Here is a 25,052-nt window from a genome sequence, read left to right as displayed (position 1 = left end):
CGGCCCGCCACCGCTGGTGGCGCCGTAGCGATCCGCTGACGCCGTCGGACGCCGTCAGCCGCCCACGGTCAGGCTCGGGTCCACTTCTGGTTGGCCGTTCCGCTGCACGTCCACAGAACGATGGCGGTGCCGTTCGCGGTGCCCTGGCCGGTGGCGTCCAGGCAGAGACCCGACTGCACACCCCGGATCGAGCCGTCGCCGGTGAAGGTCCACTGCTGGTTGCGCTGACCGTTGCAGTCCCAGATCTGCACCTTGGCGCCCGCGGTGGTGCTCTGGTTGTCGACGTCGAGGCACTTGTTGCCGTAGACGCGGAGTTCGCCGCCGGAGGTCGTGGTCCAGCGCTGGTTGGTGGCGCCGTTGCAGTCCCACAGGGCGATGGCGGTGCCGTTGGTCTGGCTGGCCGCGGGCACGTCGACGCAGCGGCGTGACTGCTGACCGACGATCGTTCCTGCCGTGCCGCCGCCGCCGTAGACGGATGCCTCCCGCGCGGTCGCCCGCAGGCCGTTGGTGCCGTTGACGACCCGGTTGCCCCACGAGGTCAGGCTGTTGGGGTTGAAGCCGTTGGTCAGGTCGAGCACGGCGTCGCTGCCTCCGTTACCGCTCCAGGACCAGGCCAGCCAGCCGAGCGACCGGGACTGGGCGGTGGAGAGGATGCTGTCGACGGCGACGTCGACGCCGCTGTGTCGCCAGCCGAACTCACCGACCACGAGCGGCAGCCGGTTGTTGGCAAACCAGGTGAGATAGTCGCTCACCCGGGTCGCGGAGCCGTAGACCCCGTACATGTGCACGGAGAAGATGACGTTGCGCTGCGGGTCGTTGGCGAGCACCGAGGCGGCGTTGTTGCGCATCAGGTAGTCGCCGTCCTGGCCGTAGCCGGGCGCGTCGGCCATCAGCGTGTGGGTGAATCCCGCGCCGCGCAGCCGCCCGATCGCCGAGTTCGTCTGGCTGATCCAGCCGGTGTCGGTGCCGCTGCCGTAGGGCTCGTTGCCGAGGTTGACGATGACGTACCGCTCCTGGCCGAGAACGGCGTTCCGCACCGAGATCCACCAGTCCGCGGCCTGGGCCAGCGTCGCGGCGCCGTTGCCCGGGGCGTAGCCGGTCGTGTCGTGGACCTCGAGTACGCAGACCAGACGGTTGTTCCTGCACTGGGTCACGGCCGCGGCGACGGTGGCGGTGTCGGCCCCCCGGTTGAGCACGACGCGGACGGTGTTCGCGCCGGTTGCCTTGATGGTGCCGAACGAGCTGTTCTGGTTGAGGAACCAGATGTAGGGGTGGTTGATGCCCCGCATCACGAAGTCGTTGCCGTTGGCGTCGTACAGCCTGCCGTTGCTGACGGAGAATCCGGCGGCGGCGTGGGCCGGGCCCACGCCGACGAGGAGCGCGGCGACCGTCGCGAGCAGGGCGACGACGAGAGGAGCTACTCGGGTACGCATGTCCTGCCTTCCGGGACGAGGGGAGAGGTGGCGATCAGGGCCGGATGGTCCACTGCTGGTTGGTGCCGCCGGCGTACGGCCACTGGATCACCGCCGCGCCGTCGGCCACGGAGCCGCCGGTCACGTCGAGTGACTTGCCGCTGTGCCGGGCCGTGAGGCGGTAGTAGCCGCCGCCCACGTCGACGACGCTCCACTGCTGGTTGGCGGAGCCGCTGTAGGTCCACTGGATGGCCGGCGCGCCGTCCGCGGTCGAGGCCTGGTTGACGTCGAGAGCCTTGCCGCTGCCCGCGTTGATCACCTTGAGGTAGCCCCCACCGGCGTCCTGGAGGTACCAGCGCTGGTTGGCCGCGCCGGTCGAGCTGCGCTGGTCGACGGCGGTGCCGTCCGCGCTGTTGCCGGGGTAGACCTCCAACGCCTTGCCGCTCTTGCGGTTGGTCACCTGGTACGTCCTGGCCGGGTCGAACGAGCCGCCACCGCCGCCCGCTGTGACGACGATGTTGTAGGCATTGGCGGCGGCCATGTTCGGTACGGTCACGGTGATCTGACCGTTGGACACCGTCGCGGTCGTCCGGGAGACCTGGGTCGGTCCGTTGGACGCGCCAGCCCCCGAGTTCGCCAGCGCGGCGACGGTGACGGTGACCGTGTTGCCGAAGGACGTCGAGGAGAAGCCCTTGACGACGACGTCCGTGCTGCCGCCCGCGCCGCCCAGGATGACGCTCGACTGCTGCCTGTTGCCGTCGATCGAGGCGAGGGCCTGCAACGCCCCGTTCTGGCTCGGCAGGGTGGTGCGGACGGTGGTGCCGGTCATGGTGCCGTACCAGTTGTAGAGGTACCAGGCGCTAGCCTTCGCCGTGCCGCCCGGGGTCAGCAGCTCGTTCAACGTGCCGGCCGGCGTCCAGTAGGCCATGCAGGCATAGACCTTGCTGGTCTCGAAGCGGGCGAGGTACTGCACGAGGTTGCCGGGGACGCCGAGGTCCCTGTTCTGCCGACCGTACTCGTTGATGTTCACCGGTAGCCGCCCGATGCCCAGGTCGGACTCGATCCGGCGGTAGTCGTCGTAGTTGGCGTACCAGTTGGTGAAGTACGCGTCGTCGAGGGCGTGCCACGTCGTCATCTGCGGCACGACCTGGTTGTTCTTGGCGAAGGTGAAGAAGGATCGCAGCGCGGCGCTGTTGTAGGAGAGGAAGTTCGGGCCGGCGATCACCGCGCTCGGGTCGATCGACCTGATGCGCTGGTAGACCAGCTTCCAGTCGTTGAGGAACTGGGTGAGCTTGGCGCCGCTGGGGGCGTACCAGATCCAGTCCGGCTCGTTGAACGGCACGTAGATGAAGCTGCTCCGGTTGGGGTTCGCCTTGACCTTGTTGGCGATGGCCGAGACGTGGTTGAGGTACTCGTTGACGCCGTTGTTCGGATAGGGCCACTGGGCGTAGTCGTCCTGCATGTAGATCATCACGGCCTTGCCGCCGGCCTGCAGGAAGTCGGGCGCGACCTCGAAGGCGTCGCCGTCGGCGTGTTGGAGGCCGCCCGGCGCCTTCTGCCCGGTGTACTGCGGCTTCAACCCGGCCATCATCGAGGGCCCGGGCCGGTTGTCGTAGGCCAGTCCGTAGAGCCACCCGGTCGCGCCGTGCATGACCGCGCCCGTCCCGGCGGACAGGTCGACGGTGACGACCGGGTTGGCGGCCGAACTGGGGCTGGGTGCGAGCGCGAGTCCCGCAGCGCTGACCACGATGGCCAGCAGGACCGCCGGGATCGCACGGAGGAGACGAGGGTGTCGCCGCATGCGGTTGCTCCGTTCACTGGCGAGTCGTGCCGTGTTGTCATTGCAGCGATCAACATCGATACGATGAGTGCCTATGTTTCCGTGACGTCTCGAAAGTGTGAACGTGAACATCAGATGTGTCAATGGCTCCACTGGAAGGAGGCGGGCGGTGGCAGGTCTCCGAAAACCGCGGCTGACGGGCTGTTCACCCGGGGGTACAGCTTCGGCGTCCGGTCCGTCGACGATGTCGTCGGTGCGCGATCCGTCGGCCAGACATCAGATGACGTGACAATGCCGAGGATCCGCCGGGTCGGGGGCCAGGTAGCACCGAAACCGAACCGGCTGGCAACGCGGGGAGCAGGTCAGGGCGTCCGGGCGACGGTGACGAACTCGTTGTAGGTGAAGACCCGCCCCAGCGTCCGGGGAAACGGGAAGGAGAACTGCCGGGTGACGGCGAGGCCCAGATCCCGGCAGGTCTGCGCCGCCTCGGCGAAGCCGACGAAGCGGACGTGCGAGGCGTCGCTGCCGTACCCGCGTTCCTGTGGGGTGATGAACACGGCGGTCCCGCCGGGACGCACGTACGGCAGGTAGGAGGCGACGACCTCCCGCGCCTGCTCGGCGGGCAGGTGCTCCAACAGGTGCGCGGCGAGCAGCGAGTCGAACGACCCCGGACGTGCGTGCGGGCTGAGGTGGAACTCCTCCACCGTGTACGCCTCGAAGCCGGCTGCCCGGGTGTGCTCCACCGACGCCCGGTTGTGGTCGACGCCGATCGCGTCACCGCCCAGGTTGGCCAGGTTGCGGCCCAGGCCGGAGCCGATGTCGAGGGTGCGCCCCAGTCGTAGCCGACGCAGGTTCCACCGATAGGGCGCCTGCACGTCGAGTAGTCGCTTCCAGCGGGCGCTGCCCAGGCGTCGCAGCCGCTCGGTGTAGTCCAGCCCGGAGGTCTCGGTCGGCCGGCCTGGCCGGCTGTGCCTCATCACGGGCCCCTTCGGCTGATCGAATGGCGGACCCGTCCACCGTACGAACGACCGGCCCGCGGGCCGGCGTCATCGGCCGACAGTCAACCGATCGATGACGCCGGCACCCTCAGCCCTTCTCGGCGCCGCTGGTCAGCCCCTCGGTGAGCAGCCGCTCGCTGGCGAAGAAGAGGATCACGATGGGCAGGGTGAGGACGACCGACCCGGCCATCAGCACCGTCTTGGGCACCTCCACGCCGTCGGCGAGCAGGGACAACCCCAGTGACACCGTCCACCGGTCGGGTTTGTCGACCAGGAACAACAGGGCGAAGAGGAACTCGTTCCAGGCGATCATGAAGTCGTAGAGCGCGACCGCCATGATCGACGGCATGGCGAGGGGCAGGCTGACCCGGAGGATGATGCCCAGCCGACCGGCGCCGTCGATGGCGGCCGACTCCTCCAGGCTGACCGGGATGGTCTCGAAGTAGTTCTTCAGCATGTAGACCGAGACCGGCAACGTCTGCGAGATGTAGACCAGCACCAGGCCGAACAGCGAACCACGCAGCCCGGCCCGGGTGAAGACCACGAACAGGGGGATCGCGATGACGATCGACGGGAACAGGTAGACGGCCAGGAACAGGAAGTCGACCTGTCGACGCCCGAAGAACCGCAGCCGGGCCACCGCGTACGCCCCGGGGATCGCCACCACGAGGGTGAGCAGGGTCGCCGCGACGGCGACCAGGCCGCTGTTGCGGATGAAGGTGAGGAAACCCTGGCCGCCGTCGTCGGTGGCCCTGAGCACCTCGGCGTACGTGGCGACGGTCAGCTCGCCGAAGCCGACCACCAGCGAGCCCGGGTCGAGCAGCAGCCGCTCGATGGGGCGCACCGAGAGCACCAGCATGTAGTAGAAGGGGAAGACGGTGATCACCAGGAACACGGCGATCACCAGACGGCGCAGCCAGCGCAGGCTCACCGTCTCGACGACGTCCCGGTCCATCAGCTGACCCTCCGTCCGAAGAAGCGCAGGTAGATCAGCACGAACACGATGAGCACCACGGCCAGCACGACCGCCTGGGCGGCGGCGGCACCGATGTCGGTACGGGCGGTGAGAAACTCGTACACCCGGACGCTGACCACCTCGGTGCCGGCCGACCCGCCGGTGAGCAGGTAGACGTCGTCGAACTTGTTGAACGTCATGATGAAGCGCAGCACGCCGAGCAGGGCGATCACCGGCAGCAGTTGCGGCAGCAGGATGTGCCGGAACCGTTGGGTGGGTGTGGCGCCGTCGACCCGGGCGGCCTCCTCCAGCTCGCCGGGCACCGCCTGGAGCCGTGCCAGCAGGAACAGGAACGCGAACGGAAAGTACCGCCACGCCTCGAAGACGATCACCGTGGCCAGCGCGGTGGACTCCTGGGTCAGGAACGGCACCGGGGCGTCCCAGCCGAGCAGCCGCTGGCCCCAGTCGTTGACGATGCCGAGCTGCGGGTCGAGCATCACCTGCCAGACGAAGGTCACCGCGACGACCGGCGCCACGTACGGCAGCAGCATGGATGCCCGGACCAGGGTGCGGCCACGGAACGGGCGGCGGACCACCAGGGCGGCGACCAGGCCGAGCAGGATCGACCCGACGGTGCCGCCGAGGCTGTAGACCAACGTGGTCCACAGCGTGCCGGCGAAGCCGGGGGTGTGCAGCACCCGGTCGACGTTGTCCATGGTGAACTCGCCGAACAGGCCGGTCTTGCGCAGTGTGGCGAGCCGGACCCGCTGGAAGGCGAGCACCACCGTCCAGACGATCGGGATGCCGATGACCGCGATGGTGACGAGCAGGGTCGGGGCGACCAGCGCGAGCCCGGCACGGGACTCGCGACGGCGCAGGGTCAGTGGTCGGCGGCGGCGGCGGGCCGGTGCCGGCCGCTCCCGGGTGGGGGAGCGGCCGGTGCCGGGCGCGGTGGTGGTCAATTGACGCCCTTCTTGATGGCGTCGACGTCCTTCTTGGCCCGGCCTGCGGCCGCCGCCGCGTCGGACTTGCCGGACACGACGTCGTTCAACGCCTTCGGCACCGGCAACTCGGCGAGCATGGCGCCGACGAGCTTGCCCTGCCCCTGCGTGAGACCCCAGCGCTGGAAGGTGTCCGGGCTGCGGCGCAGGGTGGCGAGCACCTCGTCGCCGTAGACCTCTGCGAGGGGCTTCTTCGCGTCCACGCCGGCCTGGCTGGTGTTCCAGGCGGTGAGGAACGTCTCCGGCTCGGCGGGGGTGCCCTTGCGCACCGGGAAGCGGCCCTCGGGGGACATGCCGAACCAGCGCGGGTAGCCGTCACCGAGCATGTACTCCACGAAGGACTTCGCCGGGTCGGCGGCGGCGCCGTCCAGCACGGCCCACGAGCTGATCTCGCCGTACTGGGCTGGCTCGGTGCCGTTCGGGCCCTTGATCGCGGTGACGAACCCGCTGTTCTTGGCCAGGAACGTCGGGTCGGCCTGGCACTGCGGGCAGGTCGGCTTGGCGTCGTTGCGCAGCCCGGCCAGCTCGTCGAGGATGAACGGCGACCAGACCACCATGGCGGCCTTGCCGGCGAAGTACGTGGCGCGGGTGGTGTCCACGTCCTGGGCGCCCTTCACCGAGCTGTTGCGGATCAGGTCGCCGTAGAACCGGAACGCCTCGACGCACTGCGGCGAGTCCAGGGTGACCGCGCCGGCGTCGTCGGTGAGCTGGCAGCCGTTGGCCAGCGCCAGGTGCTCGAAGGTCTGCTGGGTGAACACGTCCTTGGGGGCGGTCGCCGCGGTGATCCCGGCGACGCCGCCGGTGTTCAGCTTCGCCGCGGCGGCGGTGATCCGCTCGTAGGTGTCGGGGGTGGGCAGGCCGGCGGCGGCGAACAGGTCCTTGCGGTAGACGAGCAGCTGACCCCACCCGTCGCTGGGTACGGAGAGCTGCTTGCCGTCGTCGGAGGTGAGCTCCAGCGCGCGGGACGAGAAGGTCTGCTTGCCGAGCTTGTCGACGATCTCGGTGTTGGCCGAGGCGTGCAGCAGTTCGTTGCCGGCGAGCGTACGGATGCCGGCCAGGGAGACCGAGCCGACCACGTCGGGCAGGTCGCCGGCGGCGGCGTTGGCGGAGATCAGTGACGGAAACTGGTCCTCGTTGACGGTGACCAGCTCGACCTGGATGCCGGTCTTCGCGGTGAAGTCGGCGATGATCGCCTTGGTGGCGGTGACCCGGTCGGCCACGTCCTCCAGGCTCCACACCGTGATCTTGTTGCTGCTGCTGTCGGACTTGTCGTCGCCGCAGGCCAGCAGGGTGGACGCGGTAAGTGCCATGATCAGGGTGGTGGCGAGTATCCGCCTCGGAGGTGCTGACATCGGTGGCACTCCTCTCGAAGGGTACATGCCGGATTCAACGCGTTCGATTGATCAATGACAAGACATATAACGATTTTTTGCTATCCTGGAGCCCAGTGCTACCGGGATGTGACTCATGGGCAATTGGGTTGTCTCTCTCGCCGGGCCTCGACGGATCAGCCTCGAGCCCTGCCCGCCGGAGCCGCTCGGCCCCGGCCAGGTCCGGGTCCGCACCTGCTACTCCGGCATCTCGGCCGGCACCGAGCTGACCCTCTACCGGGGCAGCAACCCGCGGCTCAGCAAGGACTGGGACGACACCGCCCGGATGTTCGTGCCCCGTCAGGTCCCGGTGCCGTATCCGCTGATCGGCTTCGGCTACGAGGAGGTCGGCGAGGTCGTCGAGGTGGCCCCGGAAGTCACCGACCGGCACCCGGGCCAGATGGTGTGGGGCATCTGGGGGCACCGCGCCGAGGCCGTGCTGGCCGCCGAGACGGTCCGCCCGCTGCCCGCCGGCCTGGATCCGCTCGCCGCCGTCTTCGCCCGGCCCGGCGCCATCGCGCTGACCGCCGTGCTCGCCGGCGACCTGCACCTCGGTGACTGGGTCGGTGTCTTCGGGCAGGGCGTCATCGGGCTGCTCGCCACCCGGCTCGCGGTGCTCTCCGGCGCACGGGTCGTGGCGGTGGACCGGGTGCCCGAACGACTGGAGTACGCCGCCCGGTACGGCGCGCGGTCCGCGGTGGACGCCGGCGTCGAGTCCCCGGCAGCCGTGCTTCGCCGAGCCACCGGCGGCCGGGGCGCGGACGTCTGCCTGGAGCTGTCCGGGGCGTACCCGGCGCTGCACGAGGCGATCCGGTCCACCGCACACGCCGGCCGGGTCGTGGCCGCCGGCTTCTACCAGGGCCAGGCCGACGGCCTCGGCCTCGGTGAGGAGTTCCACCACAACCGCATCCAGCTGGTGGCCGCTCAGATCTCCGGTCCCACTCCCGCGCCGAGCATGGCCGGCCGGTGGACCGGTGACCGGGTCTCGCAGACCTTCATGGAACTGGTGGCTGAGCGCAGCGTCGACCCGTTGCCGCTGGTCAGTCACATCGTCGACGCCAGCGCGGTCGCCGACGCCCTCGCGCTGCTCGACCGCGGCGCCGGTGACGTCCTCCAAGTCGTGCTGAGGTTCTCATGACCACCATCGCGCTGGCCTGCCAGGAGCAGCTCCTGCCGGGCACCGACCTGATCCAGAAGTACGCCCTCGCCACCGCCCTCGGCTATCAGGGCGTCGAGCTGCGCGGCCGCGGTGACCTCGCGTTCGCCCGCCGGCTGCCCGAGCTGCGCCGGGCCCGCGCCGCCGGGGTGGTGATGCCCACCGTCTGCGTCGAGATGGACCACTTCATCGGCGACTTCGACCCGGCCCGGTCCGCCGACGCGGTGCGCAACCTGCGCTCCCAACTGTCGGTGATCGCCGAACTGGGCGGCGTGGGGGCGATGACCCCGGCGGCCTGGGGCATGTTCTCCCGACGGCTGCCGCCGTTCGAACCGCCGCGCCAGCCGACCGGCGACCGGCGGGTGCTCGTCGACGCCCTCGGCGAGCTGGGCGAGCACGCCCGGGCCGAGGGGGTCACCCTCTTCCTGGAACCCCTCAACCGGTACGAGGACCACATGGTCAATCGGCTCGACGAGGCCGTCGCGCTGTGCGCGGCCGTCGGGCTGCCCTCGGTCCGGGTGGTCGCCGACACCTTCCACATGAACATCGAGGAGGACGACCTGCACCGGGCGCTGCGGGGTGCCGCGCCCTACCTCGGGCACGTGCAGGTCAGCGACTCCAACCGGCACCAGCCGGGTGCCGGGCACCTGGACTGGCCGGCGCTGGTGCGGACCCTGCTGGAGCTGGACTACCGAGGCTGGCTGGCGCTGGAGTGCCGGCTGCGCGGTGACCCGGTCCGCGCCCTCCAACAGGCCGCCACCGTGTTGCGGCACGCGCTGCCCCGGCGGGCCGCCGCATGACCGCCGCCCCGACCCGCACCGGCGGGCCGGCCGATCTCGCCGGGCTGCGCCGGCTCGCGGTCGCCACACTCGACACCAACTGGGAGTACGACCACACGGTGCCGTCGCGCACGCTCTATCCGCACCAGTGGAGCTGGGATTCCGCGTTCATCGCGATCGGGCTGGCCCACGTCCGTCCCGAGCGGGCCTGGCGTGAGCTGACGAGCCTGTTTCGGGCGCAGTGGGCCGACGGGCGGGTGCCGCACATCGTGTTCAACCCGGCGATGCGGGTCGGCGCGTACTTCCCGGGGCCGGAACTGTGGGCCTCGGCCAGCGCCGAGGGCGCACCGGCCGCCGACACGTCCGGCCTTGTCCAGCCGCCGGTGCACGCGCTCGCCGCCTGGCTGGCCTACCGGCGGGCACCCGGTCCCGCCGGCCTGGAGGCCCTGCGTCGGCTCTATCCCGCACTGGTCGCCCAGCAGCGCTACCTGGCCGACCGGCGGGACCTGACCGGAAACGGGCTGGTCTGCATCGTGCATCCGTGGGAGTCCGGTCTGGACAACAGCCCGGCCTGGGACGCGCCGATGGCGGCGGTGCCGGCCGAGGCGGCGGTGATGCGCGCGTACCGCCGGCACGACACCGCCCACGCCGACGCCGCGCATCGCCCCACGGACCTGGACTATGCCCGCTACCTGGCGATCGTGGCCTCCTACCGGGAACGCGGCTACTCCGACCGCGGCCTGGCCGACGGGCACCCGTTCCTGGTGGAATGCCCGTTGTTCAACGCGGCGTTCGGGCTGGCCGAACACGTCCTGGCCCGGATCGCCGCGCTCATCGGTGCCGACCCGGGGCCGCACCGGGCCAGCGCCGCACGGATCACCGAGGCCGTGGGGCGCCGGCTGTACGACCCGGCCACCGGCACGTTCTCCCCCCGTGACCTGCGCACCGACCGGCTGATTCCGGCGCGTACCGTGCTCGGGCTGGCGCCACTGATCCTGCCCGACCTGCCGACCCGGCAGGTCGACGCGCTGGTCGTCGAGGCCCGGTCGGCGCGCTTCGGCGTGGCTCGGCGGATGGAACGGCCGCTGCCCAGCCACGACCGGACCGCGCCGGACTTCGAGCCGCTGCGCTACTGGCGCGGGCCGAGCTGGTTGAACGTCGGCTGGCTGGTGCGGCGCGGGCTGCTGGCGCACGGGCATCCCGAGCTGGCCGCGGGGTTGCGCCAGTCGATGATCGGGCTGGTCGCCGGGGCAGGCTGCCACGAGTACTTCCACCCGGACACCGGCGGCGGGCTGGGCTCACCCGCGTTCGGCTGGACCGCCGCGCTGCTGCTCGACCTCCTGGCCGAGGAGCCCGAGCCCGACCGGGGCTGACCGACCCGTGGCGCCCTGGGCGGCTCCGACCGGTCCGGGTGATAGCGTGCCCGTCCCAGCGGTCAGGAGGGGTGGCGTGCCCGAGATCGACAAGGTGGCCTGGATCCTCATTCAGGACGGACTGGTGCTGAGCACCCGGTCCGAGGGCAAGGACGTGTGGTATCTGCCGGGTGGCAAACGCGAGCCGGGAGAGACCGACCTGGACACCCTGCGCCGGGAGGTCGAGGAGGAGCTGAGCGTCGCGGTCGACGTGCTCGGTGCCACGCACCTGGGCACGTTCACCGCCCAGGCACACGGTCACGCGGTCGGCACCACCGTGCGGATGGCCTGCTACCGGGCGGGATACGAGGGAACGTTGCGGCCGGCCAACGAGATCGCCGAGACAGCTTGGCTCGGATACGCCGACCGCTATCGCACGTCGCCGGTCGACCATCTCATCTTCGACCACCTGCGGTCGGCGGGCCTGCTGCGCTGACTGACTGACTGGCGGACTGACTGGGTGGGTGGGTGGCCGGGTCGGATCTGCGGCGCGGAATGGAGTCGTGCTGGCTCTTACCCCTTGCCCTCGTCTACCCCTTGCCCTCGTCTACCCCTTGCCCTCGTCTACCCCTTGCCTCCGTCGATCCGTGTCGAGCTGCCCCAGATGTGGGGCTTCGCTGGTTGGCTTCTCGGGTCGGTTGCTCTGTCGGTGGGCTGGCGCCGGGTGATCGCTCGGTGCCGACGTGGCGGTGCCCTGATGTCCGAGCGGTCTGTTCGGCAGGTGAGACGCCGTGTCGGTGGTCGGTTCCGATGACCCGGGGGTCCAGATATGGGGCAGCTCGACAGGGACCCAATAGGAGGGGTCGGGCGGCCCGGGCCTGCGGTGGACGTTGCGTTGGCGCGCCGCCGCGCTGGTCACCGACGCCGGCGCGTCGGTGACGTGACGTCGGTGCCTCGGTGTCTCGGTGCGTCCTCTCCGCCGTTTGTCGCCACCGCGGACGGGTAAGCGCGGGTCCCGTGGCGGACAGGAGGACGGCGTGCGGTTTCCCCGCTTCATCGACGCGGTGTCCCGGCGCTCCGGGCTACCGACCGAGCAGGCCACCATGGTGGCTCGTGCCGTGCTCCAGACGATGGCCGAACGGGTGACCGGCAGTCCGACCACCGATCTCGCGGGGCGGCTGCCGGATGACCTGAACGGCTATGTGGGCGGATCGGGCCGGAGCGCGGCAGGGCCGCCGCCGGCCGCCGGGCCTGCCGAATTCCTCCGCCTCGTGGGCGAGCGCGCGGGGGTCGACGAGGCGACCGCGAGGGCCGGCACGGGCGCGGTCTTCGCCACACTGCGCGAGGCGGTCACGGTGCGGGAGTTCCGGGAGATGGTGGCGGGGTTGCCGCGCGATCCGGACGGTGGGGTCGCGCCCGTGCCGCCGTCGGTTGTCGGAGACTGATCACCCATTCGGCCCAGGTTCTATCGCACGGGAAATTCCACTGCGCAAACTAATGGCAACGGAAGAATCGTCGGCGGTAATTGCCTTAGGCGAAAATCCCGTGCCGCGCCAGGGGGATGATCGGACGATGTTCCCCGTCCCTCGTGGGATCCGCCGCTCGCCCCTTCGGGTCGACTCTAGTCGATGATCTATCGCGATACGCATCGAGCCATATGCTCTCTCCATTGTGAAGTCCTGGGGGGGATCATGATCATGTTTGTCGGCTGCTGCGCGTCTGTCCCTTATGGAGCGGTGTGCGCCTGCTGAGATGGAAAACTCGACGCTGATCCATCGCTTCGGCGATGCCGCCGCCGCTCGACCCGACCATCCCGCCGTGCTCAGCGACACCGTCGCGCTCGACTACACCAGCCTCGCAACCCTGGCCGGCGGCCACGCCGAGCTTCTGGCCTCGGCCGGCGTACGATCCGGCGACCGGGTCGGCCTGCTGACCGCGCACGGAACCGTCACCATCGCCGCCATCCTCGGCACGCTCGCCGCCGGGGCTGCCTATGTGCCCCTCGACCCCGGCTTCCCGGAGCAGCGGCTGCGTCACCTCCTCGACGGCGCCGACGTCACCGTCCTGCTCTGCGGTGGCGAGCACACCGAGCTGGCCCGGCGCCTCGCCGCCGATCGGCCCGGCCTGCGGGTGGTGCCGGCCGTCGACGTACGGCCCGCCCCGCTGCGACCGGTGGCGGTGGATCCCGACGCCCTCGCGTACGTGCTGTTCACCTCGGGATCCACCGGTCGGCCCAAGGCGGTCGGTCAGAGCCACCGCAACCTGACGCACGTGGTGGACAACCAGATCGCCACCCTCGACCTACGGCCGGAGGACCGGCTCAGCCTGCTCGCCTCGTTCAGCTTCGACGCGGCCATCCCCGACCTGTTCCCGGCGCTGCTCACCGGCGCCGCCGTCGTCCCGGTCGATCTGCGGCGGCACGGGCTGGCGTACGCCGCCGAGCAGTTGGCCCGACACGGCGTGACCGTCTACCACTCCACGCCGACCGTCTACCGGTACCTGTTGGACACCCCCGGTGTCGAGCGGCTGGACCGGGTCCGGGTGGTGCTGCTCGGCGGCGAGCAGGCCGGCTATGCCGACATCGCCCGCGCCCGGGGCCGCTTCGCACCGGGCTGCATCCTGGTCAACGGCTACGGCGCCACCGAGATGACCTTCGCCGCCCGGTACGCGCTGCCGCTGGCCGACGTCGGTCCCGGGACCACCGGCCCGCTGCCGATCGGCACCGCCCTACCCGGTTACGCCTTGCGGCTGGCACCGGACGGCGAGATCGTCGTGCGCAGCCGGCACCTCGCCCCCGGCTACCTCGACCAGGACAGCGACCGGTTCGGCCACGACTCCGACGGTGTGCCGGTGTACCGCACCGGCGACCTGGGTGAGCTGCTGCCCACCGGTGAGCTGCGCTGCCTCGGCCGGCTCGACCGGCAGGTCAAGGTGCGCGGGTTCCGGGTCGAGTTGACCGAGATCGAGACGGTGCTCGCCGCCGAGCCGGGCATCGCCGAGGTACGGGCCATCGCGCGCGACGGTGAGCTGCTGGCGTACGTCCGGCCGGCCGGTGCGCCGGTGGATCCGGCGACACTGCGGGCGGCCCTGGCCCGGCAACTGCCTGAGTACGCGCTGCCCCGGGCCGTCGTACCGGTCGCCGAGTTTCCGCTGACCGTCAGCGGGAAGATCGACGAGAGAGCCCTGCCGGATCCGGCCCGAGCGGTGCCGCCCGGGGACGAGCCCGCCACCCCGACCGAGCGGATCGTGCACGACATCTGGTGTGACGTGCTCGGCCGGGACGCCGTGGGACGCACCGACAGCTTCTTCGACGTCGGCGGGCAGTCCCTGCTGCTCGGTCAGGTGCAGCAGCGGCTCGCCGAACGGTTCGGTGTGGCGGTGCCGTTGCTGCGGCTCTTCGACCACCCGACCGTGGTCGCCCAGGCCCGGCTGGTCGACCCGCCGGCGCCAACGACCCCGCCGCCCGCGCCTGTGGTCACCCCGACGACGATCCCGGCCGTCGTGTCGCCGGGCGCCGCCGGCCCGTCCGCCGCGTCGGTCGGCCTGCGCGACCACACCGGTGACGAGATCGCCGTGGTGGGCCTCGCCGGCCGGTTCCCCGGTGCTCCGGATCTCGCCACCTTCTGGTGGAACCTGTGCGCCGGCGTGGACGCCATCCACGACCACAGCGACGAGGAGCTGGCCGCGCTGGGCGTCGGCCCCGCGCTGCGTGCCGACCCCCGACACGTCAAGGCCACCGGCCGGCTCGACGGGATCGCCGACTTCGACGCGGACTTCTTCTCCTTCGGCGACCGGGAGGCCGCCCGCACCGACCCGCAGCACCGACTGTTCCTGGAGACCGCGTGGGAGGCGCTGGAGGACGCCGGGCACGACCCGGCCCGGTTCCCCGGCCTGGTCGGCGTGTACGGCGCCACCTCGGTCAACCGCTACTTCCTGTTCCACCTCATGGACAACCCGGCCGTCGTCGGCGACGTCGACCCGGACGACTGGGAGGCCCGGCTGGTCGGTCGGCAACTCACCGACCACCTGCCCGGCCAGGTCGCCTACCGGCTGGGTCTGACCGGGCCGGCGGTGGCGGTGCAGAGCGCCTGCTCCAGTTCGCTGGTCGCGGTCTGCCTCGCCGCACAGAGCCTGGCCGACTACCAGTGCGACATCGCCCTGGCCGGCGGCGTGAGCGTGACCTGGCCCCGGCACCGGCACACGCCCGGCGGCCTGGCCTCACCCGACGGCCGCTGCCGAGCCTTCGACGAGGCCGCCCAGGGCGCCGGTTTCGGCTCCGGCGTCGGAGTGGTGGCGCTGCGCCGGCTCGCCGACGCGCAGGCCGACGGCGACCGGGTCCTCGCCATCCTGCCCGGCTGGGCGGTCACCAACGACGGCGCCGACCGCGCCGGTTACGCCGTTCCCGGGCCGGCCGGTCAGGCCGCCGCGGTGTCCGGCGCGCTCGCCGCCGCCGAGGTCGCCCCCGGTGAGGTCCGCCTCGTCGAGGCGCACGGCAGCGGCACCCCGCTCGGCGATGCCATCGAGGTGGCCGCGCTGCACGAGGTGTACCAGGGTGCCGCGCCCGCCGAGACGTGCGCCCTCGGCTCGGTGAAGACCAGCATCGGCCACCTCGACGCCGCCGCCGGCATCGCCGGGTTGATCAAGGCGGTGCTCGCCGTGCAGCACGGAGTCATTCCGCCGAACCTGCACTTCACCCGACCCCACCCGGAGGTCGACCTGGCCGCCGGCCCGTTCTACGTACCGACCAAGGCGCGCGACTGGCCGGACGTGCCGCGCCGGGTGGCCGGGGTCAGCTCGTTCGGGCTGGGGGGCACCAACGCGCACATCGTGGTGGAGCAACCGCCCCCGACCGAGCCGGTCGAGAGCGGTCCGGCCGGTGCGCAGGTCCTGCCGGTCTCGGCGCGTACCCCGGTGGCGCTGCGCGCGGCACTGACCCGGCTGCGGCGACACCTGGCCTCCACCGCGCCCGTTCTCGCCGACGTCGCCGCGACGCTGGCGTTGGGCCGGCGCGAGTTCGACTGCCGGGCCGCCGTGGTCGCCACCGACCCGGCCACGGCGCTCGCCGCGCTGGACGAGCTGCTGAGCACCAACGCCCGGGTGGCCGGCCCCGCCGGCGCGCTGCGCGAGCTGGCCGCCGACTGGGTCGCCGGCCGTGGCCTCGACTGGACGGCCCTGCACCCGCCCGGCGGCATCCGGCGCACCTCGCTGCCCACCTACCCCTTCCAGCGGCAGCGGTACTGGATCGACCCCCCTCAGAAAGGTGTGCGGTGAACTGGTTCCTCTCCGCCGGCAGCCGCGATCCGGCACCGGTGCGGTTGTTCTGCCTGCCCTACGCGGGTGCCGGTGCCAGCGCGTTCCGCCACTTCCCCGACCGGCTCGGCCCGGACGTCGCGGTGCTGCCGGTGCAGCTGCCCGGCCGGGAGAACCGGATCAGCGAGGACCCCCGCTTCCGGGTGGTCGACGTGGCCGGCGCCATCGCCGAGCTGGTCGACGGCCCATACGCCCTCTACGGGCACTCGATGGGCGGCCGGCTCGGCTTCGAGGTGGTCCGCGAGCTGCGCCGCGCCGGGCTCCCGTTGCCACTGCGCCTCTACGTCGGCGGTGCCCGCGCACCACACGTCACCGCGCCCAGCGTCTTCGACGGGCTGTCCCGGGTGGACGACGAGGAGCTGCTGCGCCGCCTGAGCGTCGGTGGCGGGCTGCCCGCCGAGGTGCTGGAGCATCCCGAACTGGTCGAGCTGCTGCTGCCGCTGCTGCGCGCCGACTTCGAACGGGTGGACGGCTACCGGTACCGGCCCGAGGAGCCGCTGCCGGTGCCGATCGTGGCGTTCACCGGCCGCGACGACCGGGCCGTGACCCGGGACCACAGCGCCGCCTGGCGGGAGCACACCGCCGCCGGTTTCTTCCTGTACGAGCTGGACGGCGGGCACTTCTTCCTGCACGACGCGCTGCCCGAGCTGGCCGCCGCCCTCCGCGCCGACCTGACCGCCGCGCTCCGCGCCGACCTGACCGCCGCGCTCCGCGCCGACCTGACCGCCGCGCTCCGCGCCGACCCGGACCGGGCCGCGTCCGTTGCCGACCCGGACCGACCGGTCGACGGGCACCGGGTGCCGCTGGGCAACACCGGCTGGTCGGTGTGGCGCGACGCCATCCTGCGCAGCACCGGCTTTCCCGCCGACGGGCTGATGATGCTGGCCGCCCCGCAGGCCTCCGCGGCCGCCGACGAGCTGCTGGAGAGCGGCATCGGTGCCGAACTGTTCGACAAGGAGTTCGCCGAGGCGGTGTCCACCGCCGGCCGGCGGCTCACCGAACTGGCCGCCGACCCGCTGCTGCGCGAGGCGGTCACCTGGCAGAACCGCAACGCGCTGGTCGCGCTCGACGGGCTGGTGACCGGAGGCCCGGACGCCCCCCGCAACGTTCGCCGACGCGACCGCGAACGGGCCGTGCTGAAGTACTGGCAGCGCTACTGCGGCAAGAACGAGACCGTCGGCTTCTTCGGCCCGAGCTGCTGGGTCACCCTCGATCCCGACCTGCCGGTCGCCGCCGAGGTGCGCCCGGGCGCGGTGCTGACCCGCCGCCGCTGGGTGTGGTTCGAGTCCTGGGCGCTGAGCGCGTACGCGCAGCGGATCGGCGAGGACCACGCGGTACGCCGGTGGTGGGCGCCCCGGCTCGCACCGCAGCTGAGCCTCGCCGGCCGGGAGGTCCGCCGGCCGGGCCGGCCACCCGTACCGCTGTCTCCGGTCGAGGCGGCCCTGCTCGCCGCCGCCGTCGGCGGCCACCGCCCGGCACGCGACCTGGTCACCGATCCAGCCATCGGGCTGCGTCGACCCGAGGACGGGTACGCGCTGCTCGACCGGCTGGTCGAGAGGGAGCTGGTCACCTGGGACGCCGCCCTGCCGGTGAGCCCCGGCGCCGAGGAGGTGCTGCGGCAGCGGATCGGCCAGGTCGGCGACGGCCCGGCCCGGGTCGCCGCCCAGGCCGGCTTCGACCGGCTGTGCGCCGGCCGGGACGCGGTCGCCGCCGCCGCCGGCGATCCGGACCGGCTGCGCGCCGCACTGGACGCGCTCGACGAGACGTTCACCGACCTCACCGGGCAGCCCGCACAGCGCCGGGCCGGGCAGATGTACGCCGGCCGGACGCTCTGCTACGAGGACACCAGCCGGGACCTGGACGTGGTCTTCGGCGCGCCGCTGCTGGACGGCGTCGCCGCGCCACTGGCCGTGCTGCTGCGGGCCGCCCGCTGGCTGGCCGGCGCGCTGGACGAGGCGTACGCGACGGTGTTCCGTGACCTGTACGAGGAGTTGCGGGCCGAGGCCGGCGACGCGCCGGTGCCCCTGTCCGACCTGTGGTTCCTGGTGCAGGGTCTCTTCTGGGGCGGTGGGCCGCGCCCGGTCGACGCGGTGGCCGGTGAGTTCGCCGCCCGGTGGGCCGGGCTGTTCGGGTTGGCCGACCTGCCGCCGGGCAGCACCGACGTACGGCTGGACGTCGCGGACCTCGCCGCCCGGGTCGACGAGGTCTTCCCGACCGTCCGGCCGGGTTGGTCCACCGCGCGGCTGCACAGCCCCGACCTGCAGATCTGCGCGGCCGATGCGGACGCGCTCGCCCGCGGCGACTACACCGTCGTGCTCGGCGAGCTGCACGCCGCCTGGCCGTCGTTCGACTGCCAGGTGTTCACCCCGTCGCACCCGGACGTGGAGCGGCTGCGGGCCGCGCTGACGACCGACCTGGGTCCACGCCGGATCCGGCTGCTCTATCCCACCGACTGGCCACGGCGCACCAGTCGGGTCGCCGAGGCCCTGATCGGCCCGACCGACCGGCAGTTGGCCTTCGCGCCCGCGCCGAACGCCGAGCCGGAGCGGGTGCTGCCCACCGTGGCGTTGACCGTTCGGGACGAGGACGGCCACCTGGTGGTCGCCGCCGACGACGGGCAGTTCTGGCCGCTGGCCGAGGTGTGTGCCGGCCTGCTCAGCACGCACGCCGTGGACGGGTTCAAGCTGGTCGCCGCCGCGCCGTACACCCCGCGGATCACCCTCGATCGACTGGTGGTGGCCCGGCAGACCTGGCGTACCACCGTCGGCGCGAGCGGCCTCGGCCCGGCGCTCGGGGAGCGGACCCGCTTCCTCGCGGTACGGGCCTGGCGGCGTCGACTCGGGCTGCCCGAGCAGGTGTACGTCAAGCTCGGCACCGAGACCAAGCCCTGCTTCGTCGACCTGAGCAGCCCCGCGTACGCCGCCATGTTCTGCTCGATGGTCCGGTCGGCGCAGCGCGACGGTGGCGAGGACACGACGTTGGTGGTCAGCGAGATGCTGCCGACCCCGCAGGACGCGTGGGTGCCCGACGCCGCGGGCCGGCGCTACTTCAGCGAGCTGCGACTGCACATCGTGGACACCGACGAGCCGGAGTTGACCCGATGAACCACCTGATACCCCTCGGCGCGACGGGCTGGTCGGTGTGGCGCGACGTGGTGCTGCGTACCGCCGGCTTCCCGGCGGACGGCCTGGCCGCCTTCGCCGCTCCGGACGCCGCCGCCGCCGCGGACGCGCTACTGGCCGGCGCGGACACGGCCGAGCTGTTCGACAAGACGTTCGCCGAGGCCCTGGCCGAGGCGTCGACGACCGCCGGCCGGATCGCCGCCGACCCGCTCCTGCGCGAGGCGGTCACCTGGCAGAACCCTGCCATGTTGACCGCCCTGGACGGGCTGCTGCGCACCGACCCGTCGGTGCGCAACCACTGGCGGCGTCGGCGCGAGCTGAGCCTGCTGCGCTACTGGCAGCGCTACTGCGGCAAGGCCGAGACGATCGGCTTCTTCGGCCCGGTGTGCTGGGGCGCCCTCGACCCCGGCGAGGAGTCGACCCGGCTGCGTCCGGGGCCGTCGCTGCTGTCGGGTCGGCAGGTGCACTTCGAGGCGTGGGCGTTGATCGCGTACGCCGATCGGCTCGCCGACGACCTGGACGTGCGCCGCTGGTGGGCGCCGGCGCTGGCGCCGCACCTGAGCGTCCACGACCGGAGCCTGCACCGGCCGCTGCACCCGCCGGTGGAGCTGTCCGTGCTGGAGGCGCGGCTGCTGGCCGGCTGTGACGGGCGTACCCCGGCGCTGCGGCTGGTCGAGGGGATACTCGCCGACCGGGACGCCGGCCTGCGCTCCGCCGCCGACGCGTACCTGCAGCTCGACCGTCTGGTCGAGCGTGGCCTGCTGACCTGGGACGCCGGTCTGCCGATCAGCCCGCGGGCGGAGCACGTGCTGCGGGAGCGGCTGGCCGCGATCGACGATCCCGCGCTGCGCGCCGAGGTGACCGACGGCTTCGACCGGCTCTGCGCCGCTCGCGACGCGGTCGCCGGGGCGGCCGGCGACCCGGACCGGCTGGGCGCGGCACTGGAGGCACTGAACGCGGAGTTCACCGAGGTCACCGGCCGGCCGGCCACCCGACAGGCCGGTCAGATGTACGTCGGTCGCACCGTCGTCTACGAGGAGACCGCCCGGGATCTCATCGTCACCGTGGGCGCGGCGGTGCTCGACGCCCTTGCCGCGCCGCTGGCCGTGTTGCTGCAGGCCGCGCGGTGGCTGACCGCCGAGATCGGCGCGGCCTGCGAACGGCTCCTCGCCGAGCTGTACGAGGAGCTACGCGCCGACGGGCCGGTGCGGCTGGCCGACGTCTGGTCGCTGGCCCAGGGGCTGCTGATGGCACCGGACGGGCCACTGGCCACCGCCGGCGCCGGTTTCACCACCCGGTGGGCGGAGCTGTTCGACCTGGCGGCGCTGCCAGCGGGGCAGACCGAGCTGCGGTTGCACAGCGCGGAGCTGGCCGACCGGGTGCGCTCGATCTTCCCGGCCGAGTCGCCCGGCTGGCCGTCCGCCCGGATCCACAGCCCGGACGTGCAGATCAGCGCCGTCGACCTGGCGGCGCTGAACCGGGGCGAGTTCCTGCTCGTGCTCGGCGAACTGCACCCGGCGCACGTCCCCTTCGACAGCGCGGTCTTCACGCCGTTCCACCCCGATCCGGCGGCGCTGCGCGCCGGGCTGGACGCGGACCTCGGCCCGGCCCGCGTCCGGGTGCTCTATCCGGAGGGCTTCCCCCGCGTGACCACCCGCACCACGTACGGGCTGACCAGCCCGGCCGACCGGCAGCTCGGCATCGACACGGCCCGGGGCGGCGAGATCGACCGGTTGGTTCCGGCGACCGAGGTGCGGGTGGTGCCCGACGGCGACCGACTGGCGGCGGTGCTGCCCGACGGCAGCCGCTGGCCGCTGATGGAGGTCTTCGCCAACCTGCTCGGCTCGCTGCTGCTGGACAGCTTCAAGCTGCTCGACCCGGCGCCGCACACGCCCCGGATCACCATCGACCGGCTGGTGGTGGCCCGGCGGACCTGGCGGACCACGGTCGGGGACAGCGGCCTGGCCGGGGTGAAGGGGGAGGCGGGTCGATTCCTCGCGGTGCGCCGCTGGCGGGCCTCGCTCGGCCTGCCGGAGCGGGTGTTCGTGAAGCTCGGCACCGAGGTCAAGCCCTGCTATGTGGACCTGACCGGCCCGCTCTACGCCCAGTCGCTGTGCGCCCTGGTCGACGCCGCGGCCCGCCAGGGGCAGGACGTGACGCTCGTGGTCAGCGAGCTGCTACCGGCACCCACCGACAGCTGGGTGACCGACGCGTCGGGCCACGGCTACGTCAACGAGCTACGCCTGCAGATCACCGATCCGAGCAGCTACCCCGGGGGGAACGGATGACCGGCGTCCTGTCCGTCAGCGCGGTACGGGGTGAGTCGCTGCCCTGGCCGGACACGACGATCGCCGAGCTGGTGGTCGCGCAGGCCGCCCGTACGCCGGACGCGGTCGCGGTCCGGCAGTGGGACGACCGGCGCAGCTACGCCGAGCTGCTGTCCGAGGCCGCCGGGGTGGCCGCCGCGCTGCGTGCCCGGGGTGTCGGCCGACAGACCCGGGTGGGGGTGTGCGGCACCCGTCGGCCCGAGTTGGTCGCCACCGTGCTGGGGGTGTTGCTGGCCGGCGGTTGCTACGTGCCGCTGGAGCCGGGCGGCCCACGTCGGCGGCTACGCGGGATCGCCGCCGACGCGGGCGTGTCCCTGGTGGTCGGCGACGCCGCCGTGGCGGAGTTCGGCGACCAGCCCGGCGTCGAGGCGGTCGGGCTGCCCGGCCCGGGCATCCTCACGCCCTGCCCGGCCCGTCCGGGCGACCCGGCGTACGTGCTGTTCACCTCGGGCTCGACCGGCCGACCGAAGGGGGTGCTCACCAGCCACCGCAACGTCGTCGAGTTCGTCACCGGCGTGGTGGCGAGCACCGGCGCCGACGCCGGCGTACGCAGCCTCGGCATCGCCTCGCTCGGCTTCGACGCGGCCACCATGGACCTGTTCGTGCCGCTGCTGCTGGGCGGCTCGGTGCAGCTGCTCGGCGCCGAGGACCGCGCGGACCCGGTGCGGCTGGCCCGGTTCATCGCCGCGCACGAGGTCAACTGGGGTTTCGTCACGCCCACCGTGTTGTCCATGCTGGAACCGGCCGAGCTGCCCGGGTGGCGCACCGTGCTGTGCGGTGGTGAGGTGGTGCCGGCCGCGCTGGCCGCCCGCTGGGCGCCCGGTCGGCGCTTCCTCAACGGCTACGGTCCCACCGAGACGACGGTGCTGGCGGTCAGCGGCCCGCTGAGTGCCAGCGAGACCGATCCGCTGCCGATCGGCCGGCCGCTGCCCAACCACCGGGCGTACGTGGTGGACGCGACGCTGGACCCGGTGCCGACGGGCGAGACAGGTGAGCTGCTGATCGGCGGCCCCGGGCTGGCCGACGGCTACCTGGACCGGGCCGGGCTGACCGCCGAGCGTTTCGTTCCGGACCCGTTCTCCGGGCTGTCCGGGGAGCGCCTGTACCGCACCGGCGACCTGGTCCGCCACGACCCGGACGGCCGGATCGTCTACCTGGGCCGTGCCGACCGGCAGGTCAAGATCCGCGGTCAGCGCATCGAGCTGGGCGAGGTGGAGGCGGTGCTGGCCGACCTGCCCGGGGTGACCGGGGTCGCCGTCGAGGCGGTACCCGGCCCGGCCGGTGTCGAGCTGGTCGCGTTCCTCAGCCCGTTGGACGCGCCCGATGATGCCCGGCTGCGCGCGTACGCCGGCAGTCGGCTGACCACGGCGATGCTGCCGGCCCGGGTGCTGCGTCAGGCCACGCTGCCGGTCAGCCCGGTCAGCGGCAAGCTGGACCGGCCGGCGCTGCGCGCGCTGGCCGCCGCCAGCGTCCCCGCGCCGGCCGCCGTTGCCGCGGCTGCCCCGGCCGGGTCCGTGACGGCTGCGGTGGCCGGCATCTGGACCCGGCTGCTCGGCGCGGCACCCGAGCCGGCGACCGACTTCCTCGCCGCCGGCGGCAACTCCATCGCGGCGATGCGCCTGGTCGCCGCGCTCCGCGCCGAACTGGGCCGCCAGGTCGACACCCGCGAGGTGTTCACCGAGCGCACCTTCGGCCGGCTGGCCGAGCGGGTGGCCGCCGCTCCGGCCGGCGTCGACGGGCTGCGCACCGGCAACCCGCCCACCCTCTCCCCGCCGCAGCGACGCCTCTGGTTCGTCGACCAGCTCGCGCCGTCCAGCGCGCCCTACAACATCGCGGTGGCGCACCGCCTGCACGGCCCGCTGGACACGGCCGCACTCGGTACGGCGCTGCGGGCCGTCGCCGAGCGGCACGACGTGCTGCGCTGGCGGATCCCGCAGACCGCGGGCGTGCCGTACGCGGTCTGCGCCGAGCCGACCGACGTGGCGGTGCCGGTGGTCGACCTGACCGGCAGCGCCGAGCCGGTGGCGGAGCTGGCCCGGATGCTCGCCGCCGGCGCCGCGCACCGCTTCGACCTGGCCACCGGGCCGCCCTGGCAGGTGACCGTCTACCGGCTCGGCCCGGCCGAGCACGTGCTGGCCGCCACCTGGCACCACGCCGTCTTCGACGGCTGGTCCGAGCGGGTCTGCTACGACGACCTGGCCGCCGGGTACGCGCAGGCGGTGGCCGGCCACGCGCCGACGCTGCCGGAGCTGCCCGCCCGCTACGCCGACTACGCGGTGTGGCGTGCCGAGCGGGACCGGCTGCGCGGCGCGACCGACCTGGCCTGGTGGACCGGGCACCTGGACGGCGTGCCGACGGTGCTGGACCTGCCTCGGGACCGGCCCCGGCCGACCGTGCAGACCTACGCCGGGGCGGAGGCGGCCATCCGGCTGCCCGCCGACACCGACCGCGCGGTCCGCGACCTGGCCGCGCGGCGCGGCACCACGGTCGCCGCCGTGCTGCTGGCCGCCTTCGGTGAACTGATCGCGCGGCTCACCGGCGGCGACGACCACGTGCTCGGCGCGATCGTCGCCGACCGGCGGCTGGCCGCCTTCGACGACGTGATCGGCTTCTTCATCGACACGGTGCCGGTGCGGGTCCGTACCGGCGGGGTGAGCTTCGCCGAGCTGGTCGACCGGTGCGCCGGGGAGCTGCACGAGGCCACCGCACACCCCGGTGCGCCCCTGGAACGCATCGTCGAGGCGCTCGGCGTCGGCCGGGACACCGCCCGCGCGCCGCTGGTGCAGGTGCTGTTCAACGTGCTCAACTTCGCACCACCCGAGCTGACGCTGACCGGGCTGACCGTGGAGCCGGTGCCGGTGCCCAAGCCGGGGTCGCCGTTCGACATCACCGTCTACGTGGTGCAGCACCCGGGGCGTACCGGCGTCGAGGTGGTCTACAACCCGGACCTGTTCGATGCCGGGCGCGTCGACGACCTGCTCGCCGACCTGGCCGACCTGGTGGGCGAGCTGGCGGCGGCGCCGGACGCGCCGGTCCGCGAGGTGGCCGCCGCGCTGCCCCGGCCCACCGTGCAGGTGCCGCAGCTCGGCGCGATGACCGTCGCCGGTGGCGACGCGGCCGGCCCCCCGCCCGGGCTGATGCCCGCCGGCCCGGACGGGCTCACCGAGACCGAGGAGCTGATCGCCGGAATCTGGCGGGAGGTGCTGGAACGCGACCGGGTCGGAGTGACCGACAACTTCTTCGACATCGGCGGGCACTCCCTGGCGCTCGCCGCCGTGCACGCCCGGCTGACCGCCGCCACCGGCCGGTCCATTCCGATGCTCGACCTGTTCCGCCACCCCACCGTCCGGGCCCTCGCCGCCAGCCTCGACGGCGCCGCCGACCGGCCCGAGTTGGCGCGGGCCGCCCTGCGCGCCGCCGCCCGCCGCAGCCGTACCCGTCGTATTCCTCCCCGCCGCCCCGGCGGCACCGCGTGACGAAGGACAGCCTG

At 72.9% G+C, this 25,052-nt stretch carries 15 protein-coding genes; 9 read left to right on the top strand and 6 right to left on the bottom strand.

Features of this window, described 5'->3' with window-relative positions; translation table 11 throughout:
- Positions 1-68 precede the first annotated feature (68 nt).
- The 6 genes from ACLJN9_RS18385 to ACLJN9_RS18360 all read right to left on the bottom strand — a co-directional run bounded on the left by ACLJN9_RS18385 (position 69) and on the right by ACLJN9_RS18360 (position 7,498).
- Positions 69-1,433, bottom strand: a complete 1,365-nt coding sequence (locus ACLJN9_RS18385; protein WP_410812646.1) for a cellulase family glycosylhydrolase — start codon at positions 1,431-1,433, stop codon at positions 69-71.
- A gap of 34 nt (positions 1,434-1,467) precedes the next feature.
- A complete protein-coding gene (locus ACLJN9_RS18380) occupies positions 1,468-3,213 on the bottom strand; it encodes an RICIN domain-containing protein (RefSeq protein WP_410812645.1) in 1,746 nt (581 codons plus the stop codon).
- Between the two features lie 341 nt (positions 3,214-3,554).
- A complete protein-coding gene (locus ACLJN9_RS18375) occupies positions 3,555-4,169 on the bottom strand; it encodes a methyltransferase domain-containing protein (RefSeq protein ID WP_410812644.1) in 615 nt (204 codons plus the stop codon).
- A 109-nt stretch (positions 4,170-4,278) separates the two neighbouring features.
- A complete protein-coding gene (locus ACLJN9_RS18370) occupies positions 4,279-5,145 on the bottom strand; it encodes a carbohydrate ABC transporter permease (protein WP_410812643.1) in 867 nt (288 codons plus the stop codon).
- Positions 5,145-6,107 carry a carbohydrate ABC transporter permease gene (locus ACLJN9_RS18365; RefSeq protein WP_410812642.1) on the bottom strand — a complete coding sequence of 321 codons (963 nt, stop codon included), beginning with the start codon at positions 6,105-6,107 and terminating at the stop codon, positions 5,145-5,147. The genes ACLJN9_RS18370 and ACLJN9_RS18365 overlap by 1 nt, the downstream gene beginning before the upstream one ends.
- Positions 6,104-7,498, bottom strand: coding sequence for an ABC transporter substrate-binding protein (locus ACLJN9_RS18360; protein ID WP_410812641.1), 1,395 nt, complete (start codon positions 7,496-7,498; stop codon positions 6,104-6,106). Before ACLJN9_RS18360 ends, ACLJN9_RS18365 begins: the two co-directional genes overlap by 4 nt.
- Before the next feature lie 115 nt (positions 7,499-7,613).
- Here ACLJN9_RS18360 and ACLJN9_RS18355 point away from each other — a divergent pair, with 115 nt between their 5' ends.
- The 9 genes from ACLJN9_RS18355 (at position 7,614) to ACLJN9_RS18315 (ending at position 25,038) form a co-directional block, all read left to right on the top strand.
- The gene (locus ACLJN9_RS18355; protein ID WP_410812640.1) at positions 7,614-8,654 is read left to right on the top strand and encodes a zinc-dependent alcohol dehydrogenase; all 1,041 of its coding nucleotides are present in this window, start codon (positions 7,614-7,616) and stop codon (positions 8,652-8,654) included.
- Positions 8,651-9,472, top strand: a complete 822-nt coding sequence (locus ACLJN9_RS18350) for a sugar phosphate isomerase/epimerase family protein (RefSeq protein ID WP_410812639.1) — start codon at positions 8,651-8,653, stop codon at positions 9,470-9,472. The genes ACLJN9_RS18355 and ACLJN9_RS18350 overlap by 4 nt, the downstream gene beginning before the upstream one ends.
- The gene (locus tag ACLJN9_RS18345; protein ID WP_410812638.1) at positions 9,469-10,824 is read left to right on the top strand and encodes an MGH1-like glycoside hydrolase domain-containing protein; all 1,356 of its coding nucleotides are present in this window, start codon (positions 9,469-9,471) and stop codon (positions 10,822-10,824) included. The genes ACLJN9_RS18350 and ACLJN9_RS18345 overlap by 4 nt, the downstream gene beginning before the upstream one ends.
- A gap of 76 nt (positions 10,825-10,900) precedes the next feature.
- Positions 10,901-11,299 carry an NUDIX hydrolase gene (locus ACLJN9_RS18340; protein WP_410812637.1) on the top strand — a complete coding sequence of 133 codons (399 nt, stop codon included), beginning with the start codon at positions 10,901-10,903 and terminating at the stop codon, positions 11,297-11,299.
- A 541-nt stretch (positions 11,300-11,840) separates the two neighbouring features.
- Positions 11,841-12,248: a DUF2267 domain-containing protein gene (locus ACLJN9_RS18335; RefSeq protein WP_410812636.1), complete on the top strand. Its 408-nt coding sequence runs from the start codon at positions 11,841-11,843 to the stop codon at positions 12,246-12,248.
- 307 nt (positions 12,249-12,555) lie between these two features.
- On the top strand, positions 12,556-16,074 hold the full coding sequence (locus ACLJN9_RS18330) for an AMP-binding protein (RefSeq protein WP_410812635.1): 3,519 nt from the start codon (positions 12,556-12,558) through the stop codon (positions 16,072-16,074).
- Positions 16,071-19,217: a thioesterase domain-containing protein gene (locus ACLJN9_RS18325; RefSeq protein ID WP_410812634.1), complete on the top strand. Its 3,147-nt coding sequence runs from the start codon at positions 16,071-16,073 to the stop codon at positions 19,215-19,217. Before ACLJN9_RS18330 ends, ACLJN9_RS18325 begins: the two co-directional genes overlap by 4 nt.
- The gene (locus tag ACLJN9_RS18320; protein WP_410812633.1) at positions 19,214-21,523 is read left to right on the top strand and encodes a lantibiotic dehydratase; all 2,310 of its coding nucleotides are present in this window, start codon (positions 19,214-19,216) and stop codon (positions 21,521-21,523) included. The genes ACLJN9_RS18325 and ACLJN9_RS18320 overlap by 4 nt, the downstream gene beginning before the upstream one ends.
- Positions 21,520-25,038: an amino acid adenylation domain-containing protein gene (locus tag ACLJN9_RS18315; protein WP_410812632.1), complete on the top strand. Its 3,519-nt coding sequence runs from the start codon at positions 21,520-21,522 to the stop codon at positions 25,036-25,038. The genes ACLJN9_RS18320 and ACLJN9_RS18315 overlap by 4 nt, the downstream gene beginning before the upstream one ends.
- The last annotated feature ends 14 nt before the right edge of the window (positions 25,039-25,052 follow it).

It is taken from the genome of Micromonospora sp. 067-2, assembly GCF_046549295.1.
In the GTDB taxonomy this organism is placed as follows: Bacteria; Actinomycetota; Actinomycetes; order Mycobacteriales; family Micromonosporaceae; genus Micromonospora.
This window is presented reverse-complemented; position numbering and strand designations above follow the sequence as displayed.

Excerpts from the sequence above, each read along its gene's own strand:
- ACLJN9_RS18380 (WP_410812645.1), bottom strand. The coding sequence starts at position 3,213 with ATGCGGCGACACCCTCGTCTCCTCCGTGCGATCCCGGCGGTCCTGCTG.
- ACLJN9_RS18385 (WP_410812646.1), bottom strand. The coding sequence starts at position 1,433 with ATGCGTACCCGAGTAGCTCCTCTCGTCGTCGCCCTGCTCGCGACGGTC.
- ACLJN9_RS18320 (WP_410812633.1), top strand. The coding sequence starts at position 19,214 with ATGAACCACCTGATACCCCTCGGCGCGACGGGCTGGTCGGTGTGGCGC.
- ACLJN9_RS18315 (WP_410812632.1), top strand. The coding sequence starts at position 21,520 with ATGACCGGCGTCCTGTCCGTCAGCGCGGTACGGGGTGAGTCGCTGCCC.
- ACLJN9_RS18345 (WP_410812638.1), top strand. The coding sequence starts at position 9,469 with ATGACCGCCGCCCCGACCCGCACCGGCGGGCCGGCCGATCTCGCCGGG.
- ACLJN9_RS18370 (WP_410812643.1), bottom strand. The coding sequence starts at position 5,145 with ATGGACCGGGACGTCGTCGAGACGGTGAGCCTGCGCTGGCTGCGCCGT.
- ACLJN9_RS18355 (WP_410812640.1), top strand. The coding sequence starts at position 7,614 with ATGGGCAATTGGGTTGTCTCTCTCGCCGGGCCTCGACGGATCAGCCTC.
- ACLJN9_RS18375 (WP_410812644.1), bottom strand. The coding sequence starts at position 4,169 with ATGAGGCACAGCCGGCCAGGCCGGCCGACCGAGACCTCCGGGCTGGAC.
- ACLJN9_RS18330 (WP_410812635.1), top strand. The coding sequence starts at position 12,556 with ATGGAAAACTCGACGCTGATCCATCGCTTCGGCGATGCCGCCGCCGCT.
- ACLJN9_RS18360 (WP_410812641.1), bottom strand. The coding sequence starts at position 7,498 with ATGTCAGCACCTCCGAGGCGGATACTCGCCACCACCCTGATCATGGCA.
- ACLJN9_RS18350 (WP_410812639.1), top strand. The coding sequence starts at position 8,651 with ATGACCACCATCGCGCTGGCCTGCCAGGAGCAGCTCCTGCCGGGCACC.